Origin of the sequence: Eleftheria terrae (genome assembly GCF_030419005.1) — a bacterium.
GTDB lineage: Bacteria > Pseudomonadota > Gammaproteobacteria > Burkholderiales > Burkholderiaceae_C > Caldimonas > Caldimonas terrae.
Genome location: NZ_CP106951.1, coordinates 3,933,147 through 3,951,568, shown reverse-complemented (window position 1 = coordinate 3,951,568; position 18,422 = coordinate 3,933,147). Strand labels below are relative to the sequence as shown.

General features: G+C 64.1%; 21 protein-coding genes. 1 reads left to right on the top strand and 20 read right to left on the bottom strand.

Annotated elements, in window-relative coordinates; translation table 11 throughout:
* Positions 1–10 precede the first annotated feature (10 nt).
* From rplN to rpsL, 17 genes are all read right to left on the bottom strand, one after another.
* Complete coding sequence (gene rplN, locus N7L95_RS17540) at positions 11–379, bottom strand: 50S ribosomal protein L14 (protein WP_125241506.1); 369 nt, start codon at positions 377–379, stop codon at positions 11–13.
* A 241-nt stretch (positions 380–620) separates the two neighbouring features.
* The gene (locus N7L95_RS17535) at positions 621–1,136 is read right to left on the bottom strand and encodes a peroxiredoxin (protein WP_301256540.1); all 516 of its coding nucleotides are present in this window, start codon (positions 1,134–1,136) and stop codon (positions 621–623) included.
* Positions 1,137–1,256: 120 nt separating this feature from the next.
* The gene (gene rpsQ, locus N7L95_RS17530) at positions 1,257–1,532 is read right to left on the bottom strand and encodes a 30S ribosomal protein S17 (protein ID WP_301256539.1); all 276 of its coding nucleotides are present in this window, start codon (positions 1,530–1,532) and stop codon (positions 1,257–1,259) included.
* The gene (rpmC, locus tag N7L95_RS17525) at positions 1,529–1,732 is read right to left on the bottom strand and encodes a 50S ribosomal protein L29 (RefSeq protein WP_301256538.1); all 204 of its coding nucleotides are present in this window, start codon (positions 1,730–1,732) and stop codon (positions 1,529–1,531) included. Before rpmC ends, rpsQ begins: the two co-directional genes overlap by 4 nt.
* A 21-nt stretch (positions 1,733–1,753) precedes the next feature.
* Positions 1,754–2,170: a 50S ribosomal protein L16 gene (gene rplP, locus N7L95_RS17520; RefSeq protein ID WP_301256537.1), complete on the bottom strand. Its 417-nt coding sequence runs from the start codon at positions 2,168–2,170 to the stop codon at positions 1,754–1,756.
* Positions 2,171–2,182: 12 nt separating this feature from the next.
* Positions 2,183–3,067 (bottom strand): 30S ribosomal protein S3, encoded by an 885-nt coding sequence (rpsC, locus tag N7L95_RS17515; RefSeq protein WP_301256536.1) that lies wholly within the window; start codon positions 3,065–3,067, stop codon positions 2,183–2,185.
* Between the two features lie 18 nt (positions 3,068–3,085).
* Entirely contained in the window at positions 3,086–3,415 is a 330-nt protein-coding gene (rplV, locus tag N7L95_RS17510) for a 50S ribosomal protein L22 (protein ID WP_265403393.1), read from the bottom strand.
* Between the two features lie 9 nt (positions 3,416–3,424).
* Positions 3,425–3,700, bottom strand: a complete 276-nt coding sequence (gene rpsS, locus N7L95_RS17505) for a 30S ribosomal protein S19 (RefSeq protein WP_301256535.1) — start codon at positions 3,698–3,700, stop codon at positions 3,425–3,427.
* Positions 3,701–3,710: 10 nt separating this feature from the next.
* Positions 3,711–4,535: a 50S ribosomal protein L2 gene (gene rplB / locus N7L95_RS17500; RefSeq protein ID WP_301256534.1), complete on the bottom strand. Its 825-nt coding sequence runs from the start codon at positions 4,533–4,535 to the stop codon at positions 3,711–3,713.
* Entirely contained in the window at positions 4,536–4,850 is a 315-nt protein-coding gene (gene rplW / locus N7L95_RS17495; RefSeq protein ID WP_301256533.1) for a 50S ribosomal protein L23, read from the bottom strand.
* Positions 4,847–5,467 carry a 50S ribosomal protein L4 gene (gene rplD, locus N7L95_RS17490; protein WP_301256532.1) on the bottom strand — a complete coding sequence of 207 codons (621 nt, stop codon included), beginning with the start codon at positions 5,465–5,467 and terminating at the stop codon, positions 4,847–4,849. The genes rplW and rplD overlap by 4 nt, the downstream gene beginning before the upstream one ends.
* On the bottom strand, positions 5,467–6,138 hold the full coding sequence (gene rplC / locus N7L95_RS17485) for a 50S ribosomal protein L3 (protein WP_301260177.1): 672 nt from the start codon (positions 6,136–6,138) through the stop codon (positions 5,467–5,469). The genes rplD and rplC overlap by 1 nt, the downstream gene beginning before the upstream one ends.
* 181 nt (positions 6,139–6,319) lie before the next feature.
* Entirely contained in the window at positions 6,320–6,631 is a 312-nt protein-coding gene (rpsJ, locus tag N7L95_RS17480) for a 30S ribosomal protein S10 (RefSeq protein ID WP_104357074.1), read from the bottom strand.
* A 94-nt stretch (positions 6,632–6,725) separates the two neighbouring features.
* Positions 6,726–7,916, bottom strand: coding sequence for an elongation factor Tu (gene tuf, locus N7L95_RS17475; protein WP_301256521.1), 1,191 nt, complete (start codon positions 7,914–7,916; stop codon positions 6,726–6,728).
* Positions 7,917–8,030: 114 nt separating this feature from the next.
* Entirely contained in the window at positions 8,031–10,133 is a 2,103-nt protein-coding gene (gene fusA / locus N7L95_RS17470; RefSeq protein ID WP_301256531.1) for an elongation factor G, read from the bottom strand.
* A gap of 78 nt (positions 10,134–10,211) precedes the next feature.
* The gene (gene rpsG / locus N7L95_RS17465) at positions 10,212–10,682 is read right to left on the bottom strand and encodes a 30S ribosomal protein S7 (protein WP_265407219.1); all 471 of its coding nucleotides are present in this window, start codon (positions 10,680–10,682) and stop codon (positions 10,212–10,214) included.
* A 164-nt stretch (positions 10,683–10,846) separates the two neighbouring features.
* A complete protein-coding gene (rpsL, locus tag N7L95_RS17460; RefSeq protein WP_301260176.1) occupies positions 10,847–11,224 on the bottom strand; it encodes a 30S ribosomal protein S12 in 378 nt (125 codons plus the stop codon).
* Between the two features lie 346 nt (positions 11,225–11,570).
* On the opposite strand from rpsL, the gene N7L95_RS17455 reads away from it, so the two are divergent.
* The gene (locus tag N7L95_RS17455) at positions 11,571–12,026 is read left to right on the top strand and encodes a putative toxin-antitoxin system toxin component, PIN family (protein ID WP_301256530.1); all 456 of its coding nucleotides are present in this window, start codon (positions 11,571–11,573) and stop codon (positions 12,024–12,026) included.
* On the opposite strand, the gene N7L95_RS17450 is transcribed toward N7L95_RS17455, so the two are convergent.
* The 3 genes from N7L95_RS17450 to rpoC form a co-directional block, all read right to left on the bottom strand.
* Entirely contained in the window at positions 12,015–12,389 is a 375-nt protein-coding gene (locus N7L95_RS17450; RefSeq protein ID WP_301256529.1) for a methylglyoxal synthase, read from the bottom strand. The two genes, N7L95_RS17455 and N7L95_RS17450, sit on opposite strands and share 12 nt — an antisense overlap.
* 151 nt (positions 12,390–12,540) lie before the next feature.
* On the bottom strand, positions 12,541–13,542 hold the full coding sequence (locus tag N7L95_RS17445; protein WP_301256528.1) for an IQM protein middle domain-containing protein: 1,002 nt from the start codon (positions 13,540–13,542) through the stop codon (positions 12,541–12,543).
* Between the two features lie 644 nt (positions 13,543–14,186).
* On the bottom strand, positions 14,187–18,419 hold the full coding sequence (gene rpoC / locus N7L95_RS17440) for a DNA-directed RNA polymerase subunit beta' (protein ID WP_301256527.1): 4,233 nt from the start codon (positions 18,417–18,419) through the stop codon (positions 14,187–14,189).
* Between the last annotated feature and the right edge of the window lie 3 nt (positions 18,420–18,422).

The following is an 18,422-nucleotide window of genomic DNA, read 5'->3' as shown; positions in this document are numbered from 1 at the left end:
CGCTCGCAGCTCAGAGAACTTCCGGGGCCAGCGACACGATCTTCATGAAGCGCTCGGTACGCAGCTCGCGCGTGACCGGGCCGAAGATACGGGTGCCGATGGGCTCCAACTTGGCGTTCAGCAGCACCGCAGCGTTGCCGTCGAACTTGATCAGCGAGCCATCCTGACGGCGCACGCCCTTGGCGGTACGCACGACCACAGCGCTGTAGACCTCGCCCTTCTTGACGCGGCCACGCGGTGCGGCTTCCTTGATGCTCACCTTGATGATGTCGCCGATACCGGCGTAACGACGCTTGGAACCGCCGAGCACCTTGATACACATGACGGACTTCGCGCCAGTGTTGTCGGCGACGTCCAGTCGCGATTGCATTTGAATCATTTATGTCCCCAACTTTTCCCGCTGCGCTCCTGCGCCCATCGCAGGAAGCTAGTGCGGTCAGTCTTGGGCCCGTCAGACCGAGCGAGCCCGGCCACTGGGCGAAGCCGGCTCGTCTTGCGTGCCTGCCATGTGCATGGCGACACCCACCCGAATTCCGGCGAAGCTGCAAATTATGAAGGGCGCCCTCAGCAATGTCAACTGCCGCTTGCGTGAAGGCGCAGGGAGAGCGGTCGGCCGCCCGTCAAGCGCGCAGTTGCCGCGCCTGCTCCAGCAGCGTCCGGGCGTCGCTCACCTCGAACTTGCCCGGCGCTTCGACATTGAGCGTTTTCACCTCGCCGTCGACCACCAGCATCGAGTAGCGCTGCGAGCGCACGCCCATGCCCTTGGCCGTCAGGTCCAGCGTCAGGCCGGCGGCGCGCGCGAAATCACCGCTGCCGTCCGCCATCATCCGCACCTTGCCGGCCGTTTGCTGGGTCCGCCCCCAGGCGCCCATCACGAAGGCATCGTTGACCGAGATGCACCAGATCTCGTCGACGCCGGCGGCCTTGAAGGCGTCCGCGCTCTCGACAAAACCAGGGACATGCTGCGCCGAGCAGGTCGGCGTGAAGGCGCCAGGCAGGGCAAAGATCGCAATGGTCTTGCCGGCCGTGGCCGCGTCGATATCAAAGGTGTTGGGCCCGAGCGAGCAGCCGTTGCCTTCGACCTCGATGAACTCCTGCAGCTTGCCCGCGGGCAGCTTGTCGCCAACTTTCAACATGATGGGGGCCTCCTCGTGTCAATGAAATCCAAATAAAAAACGGCCGGGCGCCAGGCGGCGCACGACCGTTCTCGTGCCGCAGCGCCGGACTGTGACGTCCGCCGCCGCATTGCATCACCTTCAGACGATGCGAGCCTTCTCGATCAGGCGCGTGACGACCCAAGATTTGGTCTTGGAGATCGGACGGCCTTCCGAGATCTCGACCAGGTCGCCCATCTTGTACTCGCCATTCTCGTCATGGGCGTGGTACTTGCGCGACCGGGCCACGATCTTGCCGTACAGCTCGTGCTTCACGCGGTTCTCGACCAGGACCGTGACGGTCTTGGCGCGCTTGTCGCTCACCACGCGACCAACGAAGGTGCGGGTGTTCTTCTGAGCGGCTTGAGCTTCCGTCATTTGGCGGCTCCTTCTTTCTTCTTCTCGGCCAGGATGGTCTTGGCGCGAGCGATGTCACGGCGGGTCTTCTTCAGCTGGGTGTGATCGCTCAGCTGTTGAGTCGCCTTTTGCATGCGCAGGCCGAAGTGGGCCTTCAACAGGTCCTTGACCTCCTGGTCGAGGCCGGCGACGTCCTTGCTGCGCAGTTCAGATGCTTTCATACAGTTCTCCGAATGCGTCGGTCAGGTACCCATCTGGCGCGCCACGAAGATCGTGCGCAGCGGCAGCTTGGCGGACGCCAGTTGGAAGGCCTCGCGGGCGAGTTCTTCCGGCACGCCGTTGATCTCGTAGAGCACCTTGCCCGGCTGGATCTCGGCCACGTAGTACTCGGGGTTGCCCTTGCCGTTACCCATACGGACTTCAGCCGGCTTTTGCGAGATCGGCTTGTCCGGGAAGATGCGGATCCAGATGCGGCCGCCACGCTTCACGTGACGGGAGATCGCACGACGGGCTGCCTCGATCTGGCGCGCCGTCAGACGACCGCGCTCGGTGGCCTTCAGGCCGAAATCGCCGAACGAGACGTTGGTGCCGCGCGTGGCGATCCCGGTGTTACGGCCCTTCTGCTCTTTGCGGAACTTGCGACGAGCGGGTTGCAACATGTTCTATTCTCCTTACGCCTCGCCCGTGCCGGAGCCCGGGGTGGCGGCTTTGCGCACGCGCTTGACCGCAGCGGTCTTGGCGTCGGCGGCTTCTGCAGGCTTGTCGCTGCCATCGGCCGGAGCTTCGTTACGGCCAGCGCCGGCACGAGCACCGGGGCCACCCCGCGGCGGGCGGCGGTCGCCGGACGGGCGATCACCACGCGGGCCACGGCGGTTGCGGCGGTCGTCTTCCGGACGCTCGTCGGTCTTGGCCGCCGGCGCTTCGCCACGGCCCAGACGGTCGCCCTTGTAGACCCACACCTTGACGCCGATGACGCCGTAGGTGGTCTTCGCTTCCGAGAAGCCGTAGTCGATGTCAGCACGCAGGGTGTGCAGGGGCACACGGCCTTCGCGATACCACTCGGTACGTGCGATTTCGATACCGTTCAGACGGCCAGCGGACATGATCTTGATGCCCTGCGCGCCCAGGCGCATCGCATTCTGCATCGCGCGCTTCATCGCACGACGGAACATGATGCGCTTCTCGAGCTGCTGGGTGATCGAGTCGGCGATCAGCTGGGCATCGATTTCGGGCTTGCGCACTTCCTCGATGTTCACTGCGACCGGCACGCCCAGGCGGCGCGTCAGTTCAGCCTTCAGGTTCTCGATGTCCTCGCCCTTCTTGCCGATCACCACACCCGGACGGGCGGAGTAGATCGTGATACGGGCGTTCTTTGCCGGACGCTCGATCAGGATGCGCGACACCGCAGCATTCTTCAGACGCGCCTTGAGGAACTCGCGAACCTGCAGGTCTTCAGCCAGCATGGTGCTGAAGTTGCGGTTCGACGCGTACCAGCGCGACGACCAGGCACGGGTGACGGGCAGCCGGAAGCCGGTCGGATGGATTTTCTGTCCCATAGTCTTCCTGTCTGCCTATCAGTTGCCGACGGTCACGAAGATGTGGCAGGTGGGCTTGCTGATGCGATTGCCGCGGCCCTTGGCGCGCGCGGTGAAACGCTTCAGCGTGGCGCCTTGCTCCACATAGATCGTCTTGACCTTCAGTTCGTCAATGTCGGCACCATCGTTGTGCTCGGCATTGGCGATTGCGGACTCCAGCGCCTTCTTGATGATCACGGCAGCTTTTTTCTGCGTGAACGTCAGGATGTTGAGCGCCTGGTCGACCTTCTTGCCGCGGATCAGGTCTGCCACCAGTCGACCCTTGTCGACCGACAGACGCACGCCGCGAACACTTGCACGGGTTTCCATGGCCTCTCCTTACCGTTTCGCTTTCTTGTCCGCCGGGTGACCCTTGAACGTGCGGGTCAGCGCGAACTCGCCGAGCTTGTGGCCGACCATCTGGTCGGTCACGTACACCGGCACGTGCTGCTTGCCGTTATGCACGGCAATGGTCAGGCCGATGAACTCGGGCAGGATGGTGGAACGGCGCGACCAGGTCTTGATCGGCTTCTTGTCCTTGGCCGCAACCGCCTTGTCCACCTTGTTTTGCAGGTGGTGGTCGACGAACGGACCCTTTTTGAGTGAACGAGCCATAGCCTACCTCTTACTTCTTGCGACGCGACACGATCATGTTCTGCGTGCGCTTGTTGTTGCGGGTGCGGTAGCCCTTCGTCAGCGTGTTCCACGGAGAGACCGGAGCACGTGCTTCGCCGGTGCGGCCTTCGCCACCACCGTGCGGGTGATCCACCGGGTTCATCGCCACACCGCGAACGGTCGGACGGATGCCCTTCCAGCGGATCGCACCGGCCTTGCCGTATTGGCGCAGGCTATGCTCTTCGTTGGACACTTCACCAATCGTGGCGCGGCACTCGACGTGAATGCGGCGCACTTCACCGGAGCGCAGGCGAACCTGAGCGTAGGTACCTTCACGAGCCATCAGCACCGCCGACGCACCGGCCGAACGCGCGATCTGCGCGCCCTTGCCCGGCAGCATCTCGATGCAGTGGATGGTCGAACCCACCGGGATGTTGCGGATCGGCAGGGTGTTGCCAGCCTTGATCGGCGCTTCCGAGCCGCTCAGGATGGTGGCGCCCACGTCCAGACCGCGCGGAGCGATGATGTAGCGACGCTCACCGTCGGCATAGCACACCAGGGCGATGTGAGCCGTGCGGTTCGGGTCGTACTCGATGCGCTCCACCTTCGCCGGGATGCCGTCCTTGTTGCGACGGAAATCGACCACGCGGTAGTGATGCTTGTGACCACCGCCCTTGTGGCGGGTGGTGATGTGGCCGTTGTTGTTGCGGCCAGCATTCTGCTTCTGCGGCTCGAGCAGCGACTTCTCGGGCGCGCCCTTGTGCAGGTGCTTGTGCACCACCTTCACCACGGCACGGCGGCCAGGCGAAGTGGGCTTGAGTTTGACGACGGCCATTTACGCAGCCTCCCCGGAGAAGTTGAGCTCTTGGCCTTCCTTCAGCGACACGTAGGCTTTCTTGACATGGTCACGACGCCCGATCGTGCGGCCAAAGCGCTTGACCTTGCCCTTCTGGTTCACCACCTGAACGGCATCCACTTCGACCTTGAACATCAGTTCAACGGCAGCCTTGATTTCCGGCTTGGTGGCGTCGCGCAGGACCTTGAACAGCACCTGGTTGTGCTTTTCCGCAATCGAGGTGGCCTTCTCGGACACGATCGGAGCGACCAGCACCTGCATCAGGCGGCCTTCATCGAATTTCAGAGTGCTCATGCGAACATCTCCTTGAGCTTCTCCATCGCGGCCTTGGTCACCAGCACCTTCTTGTAGAAGACCAGCGACAGCGGATCGGCGTAACGCGGCTCGACGACGAGCACGTTGGCCAGGTTGCGCGAAGCGAGATACAGGTTTTCGTCGACCTGGTCGGCGATCACCATCACCGACTCCAGGCCCATGGCCTTGAACTTCTGTGCCAGCGCCTTGGTCTTGGGCGACTCGACCGTCAGGGAGTCCACCACGGCCAGGCGGCCATCACGGGCCAGCTGCGAGAAGATGGCGGCCATGCCGGCGCGGAACATCTTCTTGTTGACCTTCTGGGTGAAGTTTTCGTCGGGGCTGTTCGGGAAAATCCGACCGCCTCCACGCCACAGCGGCGAGGACGTCATACCGGCACGAGCGCGGCCGGTGCCCTTCTGGCGCCACGGCTTCTTCGTGGAGTGCTTGACCGTCGCGCGATCCTTCTGGGCACGGGTGCCTTGGCGGGCGTTGGCTTGGTAAGCCACCACCACCTGGTGCACCAGGGCTTCGTTGTAATCGCGACCGAACACGGTGTCAGGAGCGTCCACCTTCGAGGCGGCCTGACCTTGTTCGTTCAGGAGCTCGAGCTGCATTACTGGGCCCCTTTCTTGACCTTGACCTTGACGGCGGGACGCACGACAACGTGGCCGCCCTTGGCGCCCGGAACGGCACCCTTCACCAGCAGCAGCTGGCGGGCTTCGTCGATACGCACGATGTCGAGGTTTTGCGTGGTGGTGGTCTCGTCGCCGAGATGACCGGACATCTTCTTGCCCGGGAACACGCGGCCGGGGTCCTGCGCCATCGAGATCGAGCCGGGCACGTTGTGCGAGCGGCTGTTACCGTGGGAGGCGCGCTGCGAACCGAAGTTGTGGCGCTTGATCGTGCCGGTGAAGCCCTTACCGATCGAGGTGCCCTGCACGTCGACCATCTGGCCCACGGCGAACATCGTCAGCGGCAGCTGGGCACCCGCCTTGTACTCGGCAGCGACTTCGGCACTCACGCGGAATTCTTTGAGCAGTTCGCCGGCTTCGACGCCCGCTTTCGCGAGGTGGCCAGCTTCGGGCTTGGTGACGCGCGAGGCTTTGCGCGTACCGAACGCCACCTGGATGGCGCTGTAGCCGTCGGTCTCAACGGTTTTCACCTGGGTCACGCGGTTGTTGGACACGTCCAGCACCGTCACGGGCACGGCGTCGCCGTCGTCCGTGAAGATGCGCATCATGCCCACCTTGCGGCCCAGCAATCCGAGGCGATTGCTAAGACTCATTGTTTTCTCCAATGTCCGACAGCGATTGGCCGGACTGACTGATTTGCGGCACCCCGCAGGGGCGCCACCGTAGAAACCACAAAGGCCCACCGAAGTGGGCACTTGTGGAAAAGCCGGGGATTATAGCAACCGCGGCCGTCGCCGCAATTGCCATGACCCCACGAGCGTCTAGTTTTGCCGCTTACTGCAGCTTGATCTCGACGTCCACGCCAGCCGGCAGGTCCAGCTTCATCAGCGCGTCGACGGTCTTGTCGGTCGGGTCGACGATGTCCATCAGGCGCTGGTGGGTGCGGATCTCGAACTGGTCGCGCGAGGTCTTGTTGACGTGCGGCGAACGCAGGATGTCGAAACGCTGCAGGCGGGTCGGCAGGGGCACGGGGCCCTTGACGATGGCGCCGGTACGCTTGGCGGTGTCGACGATTTCCAGGGCCGATTGGTCGATCAGCTTGTAGTCGAAGGCCTTGAGGCGGATGCGGATCTTTTGCTTTTGCATGACTCTGTCCTAAAGAGCGTTGCCGTTGGAGCGGCGGGGGTTCGGGGCTGCGCGCGAAGCGCTTGCGCGCCCCGCACTGAAGTCACGCAGACGCTTATTCGATGATCTTGGCAACGACGCCGGCGCCGACGGTGCGACCGCCTTCACGGATGGCGAAACGCAGGCCTTCTTCCATGGCGATCGGGGCGATCAGCTTGACGGTGATCGACACGTTGTCGCCCGGCATCACCATCTCCTTGTCCTTCGGCAGCTCCACGGCGCCGGTGACGTCGGTGGTGCGGAAGTAGAACTGGGGACGGTAGTTGTTGAAGAACGGGGTGTGGCGGCCGCCCTCTTCCTTGCTCAGCACGTACACCTCGGCGGTGAAGTGCGTGTGCGGCTTGATGGAGCCCGGCTTGCACAGCACTTGGCCGCGCTCGACGTCTTCACGCTTGGTGCCGCGCAGCAAGATACCCACGTTGTCGCCAGCCTGGCCCTGGTCCAGCAGCTTGCGGAACATCTCCACGCCCGTGCAGGTGGTCTTCTGCGTGGCCTTGATGCCGACGATTTCGATTTCTTCGCCGACCTTGATCACGCCGCGCTCGACGCGACCGGTCACCACGGTGCCGCGACCGGAGATCGAGAACACGTCTTCCACCGGCATCAGGAAGGTGCCGTCGATGGCACGCTCAGGCGTCGGGATGTAGGTGTCCAGCGCTTCGGCCAGGCGCATGATCGCCTGCTCGCCCAGCTCGCCCTTGTCGCCTTCCAGCGCCAGCTTGGCCGAACCCTTCACGATCGGGGTGTCGTCGCCGGGGAAGTCGTACTTGCTCAGCAGCTCGCGGACTTCCATTTCCACCAGCTCCAGCAGCTCGGCGTCGTCCACCATGTCGCACTTGTTCAGGAACACGATGATGTACGGCACACCGACCTGACGCGCCAGCAGGATGTGCTCGCGGGTCTGCGGCATCGGGCCGTCAGCCGCCGAGCACACCAGGATCGCGCCGTCCATCTGGGCCGCGCCGGTGATCATGTTCTTCACGTAGTCGGCGTGCCCCGGGCAGTCGACGTGCGCGTAGTGGCGGTTCTGCGTCTCGTACTCGACGTGCGCGGTGTTGATCGTGATGCCGCGCGCCTTCTCTTCCGGCGCCGCATCGATCTGGTCGTAGGCCTTCGCTTCGCCACCGAACTTGGTCGACAGCACCGTCGTGATCGCTGCCGTCAGCGTCGTCTTGCCGTGGTCCACGTGACCAATCGTGCCCACGTTGACGTGCGGCTTGGTCCGTTCAAACTTGCCTTTTGCCATTTCTTTTCTCCTCGAAAAAGAGCAACACCAGTGCTCGGTTTAAGGTCTCCACCGGGCCGCGGGCTCGCACGCCACTGGCAGCGTGCGGCGCCCCGACGAAGACCGGCTTGAAAATTACTTGCCGCGAGCGGTGATGATCGCGTCGGCCACGTTCTTCGGAGCTTCAGCGTAGTGCTTGAACTCCATCGTGTACGTGGCACGGCCTTGCGACATCGAGCGCAGCGTGGTCGAGTAGCCGAACATCTCGGACAGCGGGACTTCGGCCTTGATGACCTTGCCGCCGCCAGGCATGTCGTCCATGCCCTGGACCATGCCACGACGGGACGACAGATCGCCCATGACGTTGCCGGCGTAGTCTTCCGGGGTCTCGACTTCCACCGCCATCATCGGCTCCAGGATCACCGGGTTGGCCTTGCGGCAACCGTCCTTGAAACCGATGGACGCGGCCATCTTGAACGCGTTTTCGTTCGAGTCCACTTCGTGGTACGAGCCGAAGGTCAGCGTGACCTTGACGTCCACCACCGGGAAGCCGGCCAGCACGCCGTTCGGCAGCGTGTCGATCAGGCCCTTTTCCACCGCGGGGATGAACTCGCGCGGGACCACACCGCCCTTGATGGCGTCGACGAACTCGAAGCCCTTGCCCGGCTCCTGCGGCTCGATCTTCAGCACGACGTGCCCGTACTGACCCTTACCGCCGGACTGGCGCACGAACTTGCCTTCGACATCGGACACCGCCTTGCGGATGGTCTCGCGATAGGCCACCTGCGGCTTGCCGACGTTGGCCTCGACACCGAACTCGCGCTTCATGCGGTCGACGATGATTTCGAGGTGCAGCTCGCCCATGCCGGAGATGATGGTCTGGCCGGATTCTTCGTCGGTGCGCACGCGGAAGGACGGGTCTTCCTGGGCCAGGCGGCCCAGAGCGATACCCATCTTCTCCTGGTCAGCCTTGGTCTTCGGCTCGACGGCCTGGGAGATCACGGGCTCGGGGAACACCATCTTTTCGAGGGTGATCACGGCTTCCGGATCGCACAGCGTTTCGCCGGTCGTCACTTCCTTCAGGCCCACGCAGGCGGCAATGTCGCCAGCCAGAATTTCCTTGATTTCTTCACGCTGGTTGGCGTGCATCTGGAGGATCCGGCCGATACGTTCCTTCTTGCCCTTGATCGGGTTGTAGACGGAGTCACCCGACTTCAGCACGCCGGAGTACACGCGCACGAAGGTCAGCTGGCCGACGTAGGGGTCGGTCATCAGCTTGAACGCCAGTGCAGAGAACTTCTCGGTGTCATCGGCCTTGCGGGTGGCTTCCTTGTCGTCGTCGTCCGTGCCGGCGACCGGGGGGATGTCCACCGGGGACGGCAGGAAGTCGATCACCGCGTCGAGCATGCGCTGCACGCCCTTGTTTTTGAAGGCGGTGCCGCACAGCATCGGCTGGATCTCGGTCGCGATCGTGCGCTGGCGCAGGCCCTTCTTGATCTCTTCTTCGCTCAGCTCGCCGGTCTCGAGGTACTTGTTCATCAGCTCTTCGCTGGACTCGGCGGCGGCCTCGATCATGTTCTCGCGCCACTTCTGGCAGTCGGCTTCCAGCTCGGACGGGATCGGACCGTACTCGAACTTCATGCCCTGGCTGGCCTCGTCCCAGATGATCGCTTTCATCTTGAACAGGTCCACCACGCCCTTGAAGTTGTCTTCAGCGCCAATGGGCACGACGATGGGCACCGGGTTCGCCTTCAGGCGGGTCTTCATCTGGTCATAGACCTTGAAGAAGTTCGCGCCGGTGCGGTCCATCTTGTTGACGAAGGCCAGGCGCGGCACCTTGTACTTGTTGGCCTGACGCCAGACGGTTTCCGACTGGGGCTGCACACCGCCCACGGCACAGTACACCATGCAGGCGCCGTCGAGCACGCGCATCGAACGCTCCACCTCGATGGTGAAGTCGACGTGCCCCGGGGTGTCGATGATGTTGAAGCGGTGCTCAGGATAGGACAGGTCCATGCCCTTCCAGAAGCAAGTGGTCGCTGCGGAGGTGATCGTGATGCCCCGCTCCTGTTCCTGCTCCATCCAGTCCATGGTGGCGGCGCCGTCGTGCACCTCACCGATCTTGTGGTTCACACCGGTGTAGAACAGGATGCGCTCGGTGGTGGTGGTCTTACCAGCGTCGATGTGAGCCGAGATACCAATGTTGCGGTAACGCTCAATCGGGGTCTTGCGGGACATGATGTCACTCCAAATACAAAAGCCGCCCCGCGCGTCTCGTGGACCGAGCGGGGCAGCTGTGGGGCTTGCTTACGGTGCTTAGAAGCGGAAGTGCGAGAAGGCCTTGTTGGCTTCTGCCATGCGGTGCACTTCGTCGCGCTTTTTCATCGCGCCGCCGCGACCTTCGGAGGCCTCCAGCAGCTCGTTGGCCAGGCGTTGGGCCATCGACTTCTCACCGCGCTTGCGAGCGGAGTCCTTGAGCCAGCGCATGGCCAGCGCCATCCGGCGGACGGGGCGAACTTCCACGGGAACTTGGTAGTTCGCACCGCCCACGCGGCGGGACTTCACTTCGACCATCGGCTTCACGTTGTTCAGCGCGGTCAGGAACACTTCCAGCGGGTCCTTGCCCGACTTCTTCTCGACCTGCTCCAGGGCACCGTAGATGATGCGCTCAGCCACGGCCTTCTTGCCGGACTCCATCACCACGTTCATGAACTTGGACAGATCGACGTTGCCGAACTTCGGGTCCGGCAGGATCTCGCGCTTCGGTACTTCGCGACGACGAGGCATGATTCACCTTCCTTTTGCTTCAGTTGGCGCAGGCTGTTCTTTGCACCCGCACCCTGGGCGCCACCGACTTCTGGGGCCACCCACTTACTCGGCAAGCCTGAGGCCCACCGCGACACATCCGATCTCGCTCAGCATATGAGCGGACCGTGACAACTTGCTTAGCCTCAGGCCTTCTTCGGGCGCTTCGCGCCGTACTTGGAGCGGGACTGCTTGCGGTCTTTCACGCCTTGCAGATCCAGCGAACCACGCACGATGTGGTAGCGCACACCCGGCAGATCCTTGACACGGCCACCACGCACCAGCACCACGCTGTGCTCTTGCAGGTTGTGGCCTTCACCGCCGATGTAGGAGATGACCTCGAAACCGTTGGTCAGGCGCACCTTGGCGACCTTACGCAGCGCGGAGTTCGGCTTCTTCGGCGTCGTGGTGTACACGCGGGTGCACACGCCGCGACGCTGAGGGCAACCCTCCATCGCCGGCGACTTGGACTTCGTGACCTCGGTCTCGCGACCGTGACGCACGAGTTGATTGATGGTTGGCATGGGTAACTTGTTCCCGTTTGAAGTTACGTTACAGATTTCTTTTCCGACGTCGCCGCTGCTGTTGCCACCGTGGTTGCCCGCGCCGGGGTGGCCGTCGGCCGGTGCCGCGCCGTCAGCGCGGAGGGCCTTGGCGGTCAACCGGCTGGCGCACCAGGCGCTTGCTCGACCCCACGAGGCTCCGGATTCGCTCACCTCTTAACAAGGCAAGCCGCGGGCTCGCCGCAAATCCGGGTAAGCTGCGCAGCATGAAGCGCAGCAGAAACTGCCGAAAAGCCCTCGATTATATTCACCGCACCCAGCAGCCGCAAGCTTCGGCTGCGCTCGAACCTCACTGCCCGTAAGCCTGATGAGCCTTGCCCCCCTCCCCAGCGTGGTGCTGGACACGAATGTGCTGCTGGACTGGCTGGTGTTCCGCGACCCCGAGGTCCTGCACATCGCCGATGCGGTGACCTCCGGTCGCATGCGCTGGATTGCCACCCACTCGATGCGCGACGAATTGGAGCGAGTGCTCACCTATGAATGGATCGTGGCAAGACAGCCGGATTCCCTGCATATCGCAAGCACCTGGGAGCGGTATGCGACCGTGCAGGCAGCACCAGCGCTGCGAGCGCCGATGCGCTGCGGCGACCCCGACGACCAGAAGTTCATCGACCTGGCGGTCGCTGAAGGCGCACGCTGGCTGTTGACCAAGGACCGGGAGCTGCTCAAGCTCGCGAAGCGGGCACGCCTGAGGGGAGTGGCGGTGATCCGACCAGGCGAGTGGCGCGAAACGGCGCCAGCGCCTGACGCGTCAGCGGCGTAAGGCACCGAGCAGCAAGCGGGCGCTCGCCACATTGGTGGCACACGGGATGTCGTGCACGTCACAGGCACGCACCAGCGCGTTGATGTCGGGCTCGTGCGGCTGTGGTGTCATCGGGTCGCGCAGGAAGATCACGACGTCGACCCCGCCCACGGCCAGTCGTGCCCCGATCTGCAGGTCGCCGCCGAGCGGGCCGCTCAGCATGCACTCCACGGTGAGGCCCACCTCGCGTTGCAAGCGGCCGCCGGTGGTGCCGGTCGCGCACAGCTGGCATTGGGACAAGAAATCCTGGAACTCGCGCGCCAGCGCGATCATGTCGTCCTTCTTGCGATCGTGGGCGATCAGGGCGATGCGGTGTAGAGGCATGGATTGAACTCCGGAAGCCCGGACATGATAGGCACGGGACATTACCAAGCAGGAACAAGTTCTCGCCGCGCGTACCGGCCGCTCCATGCCCAGCCGGCCCGGCGTGGCTCGCTATGGCGATGTGAACCTGAGGCTGGCGCAGCCGGCCGGATCAGGAGTGTCCTTCGGGCCATCCGTTCCAGGCCAGGACGTCGGCTGCGGAATAGGTGCGGAGGTCCGTCTGGTTCACCACCGTCACCTCGGAAAGGTCCACGGCATACAGACGCAGCCGCTGGAGGACACTGGCCATGTGGCGTCCGGTGGGCCGGTAGTGTCCGCTCGCGTTCATGATCTGAGTGACCTGTCCCTTGTCGATCCGCATCATGCCGGCGGCCAGCGCTGGCGCGCCCGCGACCAACGACGAGTGGAAGAACTTGAAGGCGCGCGCGCGCTGCCGGTCGTAGCCGCAGTAGATGCGGCCACGCTCATCCATCACGAAGTGCGCTGCGCCGCGGCCGCGCTCGGTGTCATGCTCCGCAGTCGACAGCAGGCAGAACTCCGGGTCGACCAAGCCCGACTCCGGCCGCAGCGTGCGGTACGCCAGCCCGCCGCGAAAGCGCAGCTTGTAGGCGATGCGATCCTTGTCCTCCGACAACCAGACCATGCCGCCCTCGCGCCGGCGCCTCTCGTCGTCGGCTTCCTCGGTGTTGGAAACGCCGATGGGGTTCTTGGTGACCAAGGCCTTGCGGATGCCGGCGAGATCCCCTTCATCCACCCAGCGGTAGTACTTGCGCAGCTTCACCTGAGCCACGTCCCTCAAGGCAGTCACTGCCGCTGACACGGCCTGCTGATCAAGCCGGCGAAAGCGCGGCCCTGCCGCATCACGGCTGACAGCGGTCTTCGGGATGCGGTCACCCTTGGCCAGCCAGAACGTCGTCGCCTCGTGCAGGTACATGACGATGACATGCTTGCGAAACTGCTTGCTGCCCTTGTCGGCCGGTCGCAGCAGGTCGTAGTCGTCCAGCAGGTCGGCAATCGTGGCAAGGACATGGTCCTGCTTCGCCAAGGCTCCGAACTCCGCAACCTCCTTCGAATCCGCGGGCAGGCGGCCGATCTCGCTCACGCAGTCGGCGAGCCATTGATCAAGTGGCGGGATCTTCTCGTACTTCGGCATGTCGATTCTCCTATCGCGGCGGGCAGACGCTCCCTGGCGATCAGGATCTCGGCCGACTGGGAGCGGTCACGCCGAGACCGGGGCAGCCTGCATCGGAGAAGCGGCCGACCTCAAGCCAGCCCGAGGACAGGCCGGAAAGCGCGCCCGAGTGGCCAGTCAGACGTTCGCCGGCTTCCTTTGACAGCAATGCCTCAAGCATGCTCTGCCCAAAGGCGAAGGCACTGTATCCCTTGAACATGGGGCAGGGTTTGTACCTTCCCCGGCGACCTGCCTGTGCGCTGTCAAGGAGCCGGAGCGAGGCCAAGCCGTGGCGGCCGGGGGCGCCGCAGCAATTGAACCCGTCGTTGCCGATGGACTGCCATGCTGGGTGGGCAGTGGTGCGCTGAATGCGGCGATAGCCAAGCCGCAGCGCCTGCATGAGGTCTCGAAGGACGGGCCCAGCCTGGAGGGAGGTCGCTGTTCACGGCTGGCCCTATCCGCCGCGACGTCCCCGCTGCGCGGGCCGGCACGCGGGCCACCGGCAGCAGAGGTGCCAGCTGTGATGCGGTGTCGTGGGCGGCAGTCAACGTCCGGTGTGGACCGGACAAAAGAAAAGGCGGCCGAAGCCGCCTTTTCTACTGTGGAGCGGGCGCCCCTTCAGCCATTCACTCGCCAGTCGGCGCACCACCCTCTTCAGGGCCGGCGTCGACATGCGCCATCTGCAGGGCCGCCATTTCTTCGGCTTCCTGCATCGCGATCGCACGGCGCTCCTGCTCGTCCATCTCTTCCTTGGCCTTGCGGGCCTGGTGGAAGGCGAGACCGGTACCCGCCGGGATCAGGCGACCGACGATGACGTTTTCCTTCAGGCCACGCAGCTCGTCGCGCTTGCCCATGATGGCCGCCTCGGTCAGCACGCGGGTGGTTTCCTGGAAGGAAGCCGCCGAGATGAAGGAGTCGGTCGACAGCGAGGCCTTGGTGATGCCCAGCAGCACATCGCTGTGCGTCGCCTCGATCTTGCCTTCCTTGCGCATGCGGTCGTTGGTGTCCAGCAGCTCGGAACGCTCCACCTGCTCGCCGGCGATGTAGGTCGTGTCGCCCGGGTTGACGATCTGCACGCGGCGCAGCATCTGGCGAACGATCACCTCGATGTGCTTGTCGTTGATCTTCACGCCCTGCAGACGGTAGACGTCCTGCACTTCGTCGACGATGTAGCGTGCCAGCTCCTCGATGCCCAGCAGGCGCAGGATGTCCTGCGGATCCGCCGCGCCGTCGACGATCAGCTCGCCACGGTTCACCACCTGGCCTTCGTGCACGAGGATGTTCTTTTCCTTCGGCACCAGCTCTTCCCAGACCTTGCCGTCCGGATCGGTGATCTGCAGGCGGACCTTGCCCTTGGTTTCCTTGCCGAAGGACACCGTGCCGGTGACCTCCGCCAGGATGCCCTTGTCCTTCGGCGAACGGGCCTCGAACAGCTCGGCCACACGCGGCAGACCGCCGGTGATGTCACGGGTCTTCTGGCCTTCGACGGGGATCCGCGCCAGCACTTCACCGGGCGCCAGGTCCTGGCCGTCGCGGATCTGGATCAGCGAGCCGACCTGGAAGCCGATGGTCACCGAGTGGTCGGTGCCAGGGATCTTCACCTCGTTGCCGGTGGAGTCCAGCAGCTTGACCTGCGGACGCACCACCTTGGCGGCGCCGCGGCGCTTCGGGTCGATCACCACCAGGGTCGACAGGCCGGTGACCTCGTCGACCTGCTTGGCGACCGTCACGCCTTCCTCGACGTTCTCGAACTTCGCGCGACCGGCGAATTCCGTGATGATCGGGCGGGTCAGCGGGTCCCAGTTCGCCAGGATCAGGCCAGCCTTGATCTGCTGGTCAGCCTTGACGTTCAGGGTCGCACCGTAAGGCACCTTGTGGCGCTCGCGCTCACGGCCGTGCTGGTCGGAGATGATGATTTCGCCGGATCGCGAGATCACCACCAGTTCGCCCTTGCCGTTGGTCACGTAGCGCATCGTCGGGTTGAAGCCGATGATGCCGTCGCTCTTGGCTTCCACGCTGGAGGCTACCGCTGCACGGGTGGCCGCGCCGCCGATGTGGAAGGTCCGCATCGTCAGCTGCGTGCCGGGTTCACCGATGGACTGTGCAGCAATCACGCCCACGGCTTCACCGGTGTTCACCAGGCCGCCGCGGCCCAGGTCGCGGCCGTAGCACTTGGCACACAGGCCGAAGCGGGTCGCGCAGGTCAGCGGGGTGCGCACCTTGACCTCGTCGGCACCGGCCGCCTCGATCACGTCCAGCGCGTCCTCGTCCAGCATGTCGCCGGCACCGAGCAGGCCTTCCTGGGTCTCGGGGTGCACCACTTCGGTCGCGGTGACGCGACCCAGGATGCGGTCGCGCAGCGACTCGATGACTTCACCGCCCTCGACCAACGCGCGCATCGCGATGCCGTTGCTGGTGCCGCAGTCTTCCTCGGTCACCACCAGGTCCTGGGTCACGTCGACCAGGCGACGGGTCAGGTAGCCGGAGTTCGCCGTCTTCAACGCCGTGTCCGCCAGGCCCTTACGGGCACCGTGCGTGGAGTTGAAGTACTGCAGCACGTTCAGGCCTTCGCGGAAGTTCGCCGTGATCGGCGTCTCGATGATCGAGCCGTCCGGCTTGGCCATCAGGCCCCGCATGCCCGCGAGCTGGCGGATCTGCGCGGCGGAACCCCGCGCGCCGGAGTCGGCCATCATGTAGATGGAGTTGAACGACTCCTGGTCCACTTCCTTGCCGTGACGGTCGACGACCTTCTGCTTGGCGAGCTGGGTCATCATGACCTTGCCCACTTCGTCGCCGGCCTTGCCCCAGATGTCCACGACCTTGTTGTAGCGCTCGCCCGCGGTCACCAGACCGGAGACGTACTGCTGCTCGATCTCCTTCACTTCCTTCTCGGCACGCTCGATGATGGTGTGCTTCTCGGGCGGCACCAGCATGTCGTCGATCGCGATCGAGATACCGGCACGCGTGGCCAGGCGGAAGCCCGACTGCAGCAGCTTGTCGGCGAACACCACGGTGTCCTTGAGGCCGCACTTGCGGAAGGACACGTTGATGAGCTTGGAGATCTCTTTCTTCTTCAGCGCCTTGTTGATGTTCGAGAACGGCAGGCCCTTGGGCAGGATCTCGGACAGCAGCGCGCGGCCGACGGTGGTCTCGACCAGCTTGGTCTCGGGAACGAACTCCCCGGTGGCCTTGTCCTTGACGTACTCGGTCAGGCGCACGCTGATGCGGGCGGTGATCTCGACCACGCCGTTGTCCAGCGCACGGTGCACTTCGCCGATGTCGGAGAACACCATGCCTTCGCCGCGGCCGTTGGTGCGCTCGCGGGTGGCGTAGTACAGGCCCAGCACCACGTCTTGCGACGGCACGATGGACGGCTCGCCGTTGGCCGGGAACAGCACGTTGTTGGAGGCAAGCATCAGCGCGCGCGCTTCCATCTGTGCCTCGATGGACAGCGGCACGTGGACGGCCATCTGGTCACCGTCAAAGTCGGCGTTGAAGGCCGCGCAGACCAGCGGGTGCAGCTGGATCGCCTTGCCTTCGATCAGCACCGGCTCGAACGCCTGGATGCCCAGGCGGTGCAGCGTCGGGGCGCGGTTCAGCAGGACGGGGTGCTCCTTGATCACCTCTTCCAGGATGTCCCACACCACCGGCGTGCCGGCTTCCACTTCCTTCTTCGCCGCCTTGATGGTGGTGGCGATGCCCATCGCCTCCAGGCGCGAGAAGATGAAGGGCTTGAACAGCTCCAGCGCCATCAGCTTGGGCAGGCCGCACTGGTGCAGCTTGAGGGTCGGGCCCACGGTGATGACGGAACGGCCGGAATAGTCGACCCGCTTGCCCAGCAGGTTCTGACGGAAACGACCGCTCTTGCCCTTGATCATGTCGGCCAGCGACTTCAGCGCGCGCTTGTTGGCACCGGTCATCGCCTTGCCGCGACGGCCGTTGTCCAGCAGCGAGTCGACCGCTTCCTGCAGCATGCGCTTCTCGTTGCGCACGATGATCTCCGGCGCCTTCAGTTCGAGCAGGCGGGCCAGACGGTTGTTGCGGTTGATGACGCGGCGATAGAGGTCGTTCAGGTCGGAGGTCGCGAAGCGGCCGCCGTCCAGCGGCACCAGCGGACGCAGGTCCGGCGGCAGCACGGGCAGCACTTCGAGGATCATCCAGTTCGGCTTGATGCCGGACTTCTTGAAGGCCTCCATGACCTTCAGGCGCTTCGAGTTCTTCTTGATCTTCAGCTCGGAGCCGGTCATGTCGTTGCGGATCTTGTCGATCTCAACGTCCAGGTCCATTTCCGACAGCAGCTTCTGGATGCCTTCGGCACCCATCAGCGCGACGAACTCGTCACCGTACTCGGTGCGCTTCGCGTCGTAGTCGTCCTCGCTCATGATCGAGAACTTCTTCAGCGGCGTCATGCCGGGGTCGACCACGACATACGCTTCGAAGTACAGCACGCGCTCGATGTCGCGCAACGTCATGTCGAGCACCAGGCCCAGGCGCGACGGCAGCGACTTCAGGAACCAGATGTGCGCGCAGGGCGCGGCCAGGTCGATATGACCCATGCGCTCGCGGCGCACCTTGGTCTGCGTGACTTCGACGCCGCACTTCTCGCAGATGACACCGCGGTGCTTCAGGCGCTTGTACTTGCCGCACAGGCACTCGTAGTCCTTGATCGGGCCGAAGATCTTGGCGCAGAACAGGCCGTCACGCTCGGGCTTGAACGTCCGGTAGTTGATGGTTTCCGGTTTCTTCACCTCGCCGAACGACCACGAGCGGATCTTCTCGGGCGATGCGAGCCCGATCTTGATCGCGTCGAAGTGTTCGTCGGGGGTGAACTGCTTGAAAAGGTCCAACAAGCCTTTCATGCA

What these genes read in the sequence shown, in the direction of transcription:
- tuf (WP_301256521.1), bottom strand. Translation starts at nt 7,916, where the DNA reads ATGGCAAAAGGCAAGTTTGAACGGACCAAGCCGCACGTCAACGTGGGC.
- rplV (WP_265403393.1), bottom strand. Translation starts at nt 3,415, where the DNA reads ATGGAAACCCGTGCAAGTGTTCGCGGCGTGCGTCTGTCGGTCGACAAG.
- rplN (WP_125241506.1), bottom strand. Translation starts at nt 379, where the DNA reads ATGATTCAAATGCAATCGCGACTGGACGTCGCCGACAACACTGGCGCG.
- N7L95_RS17445 (WP_301256528.1), bottom strand. Translation starts at nt 13,542, where the DNA reads ATGCCGAAGTACGAGAAGATCCCGCCACTTGATCAATGGCTCGCCGAC.
- rplW (WP_301256533.1), bottom strand. Translation starts at nt 4,850, where the DNA reads ATGAGCACTCTGAAATTCGATGAAGGCCGCCTGATGCAGGTGCTGGTC.
- N7L95_RS17450 (WP_301256529.1), bottom strand. Translation starts at nt 12,389, where the DNA reads ATGCCTCTACACCGCATCGCCCTGATCGCCCACGATCGCAAGAAGGAC.
- rpmC (WP_301256538.1), bottom strand. Translation starts at nt 1,732, where the DNA reads ATGAAAGCATCTGAACTGCGCAGCAAGGACGTCGCCGGCCTCGACCAG.
- rplP (WP_301256537.1), bottom strand. Translation starts at nt 2,170, where the DNA reads ATGTTGCAACCCGCTCGTCGCAAGTTCCGCAAAGAGCAGAAGGGCCGT.
- rpsS (WP_301256535.1), bottom strand. Translation starts at nt 3,700, where the DNA reads ATGGCTCGTTCACTCAAAAAGGGTCCGTTCGTCGACCACCACCTGCAA.
- rplD (WP_301256532.1), bottom strand. Translation starts at nt 5,467, where the DNA reads ATGCAGCTCGAGCTCCTGAACGAACAAGGTCAGGCCGCCTCGAAGGTG.
- rpsC (WP_301256536.1), bottom strand. Translation starts at nt 3,067, where the DNA reads ATGGGACAGAAAATCCATCCGACCGGCTTCCGGCTGCCCGTCACCCGT.
- rplB (WP_301256534.1), bottom strand. Translation starts at nt 4,535, where the DNA reads ATGGCCGTCGTCAAACTCAAGCCCACTTCGCCTGGCCGCCGTGCCGTG.
- rpoC (WP_301256527.1), bottom strand. Translation starts at nt 18,419, where the DNA reads ATGAAAGGCTTGTTGGACCTTTTCAAGCAGTTCACCCCCGACGAACAC.
- rpsQ (WP_301256539.1), bottom strand. Translation starts at nt 1,532, where the DNA reads ATGACGGAAGCTCAAGCCGCTCAGAAGAACACCCGCACCTTCGTTGGT.
- rpsJ (WP_104357074.1), bottom strand. Translation starts at nt 6,631, where the DNA reads ATGCAAAAGCAAAAGATCCGCATCCGCCTCAAGGCCTTCGACTACAAG.
- rpsG (WP_265407219.1), bottom strand. Translation starts at nt 10,682, where the DNA reads ATGCCTCGTCGTCGCGAAGTACCGAAGCGCGAGATCCTGCCGGACCCG.
- N7L95_RS17455 (WP_301256530.1), top strand. Translation starts at nt 11,571, where the DNA reads ATGAGCCTTGCCCCCCTCCCCAGCGTGGTGCTGGACACGAATGTGCTG.
- rpsL (WP_301260176.1), bottom strand. Translation starts at nt 11,224, where the DNA reads ATGCCAACCATCAATCAACTCGTGCGTCACGGTCGCGAGACCGAGGTC.
- N7L95_RS17535 (WP_301256540.1), bottom strand. Translation starts at nt 1,136, where the DNA reads ATGTTGAAAGTTGGCGACAAGCTGCCCGCGGGCAAGCTGCAGGAGTTC.
- rplC (WP_301260177.1), bottom strand. Translation starts at nt 6,138, where the DNA reads ATGAGTCTTAGCAATCGCCTCGGATTGCTGGGCCGCAAGGTGGGCATG.
- fusA (WP_301256531.1), bottom strand. Translation starts at nt 10,133, where the DNA reads ATGTCCCGCAAGACCCCGATTGAGCGTTACCGCAACATTGGTATCTCG.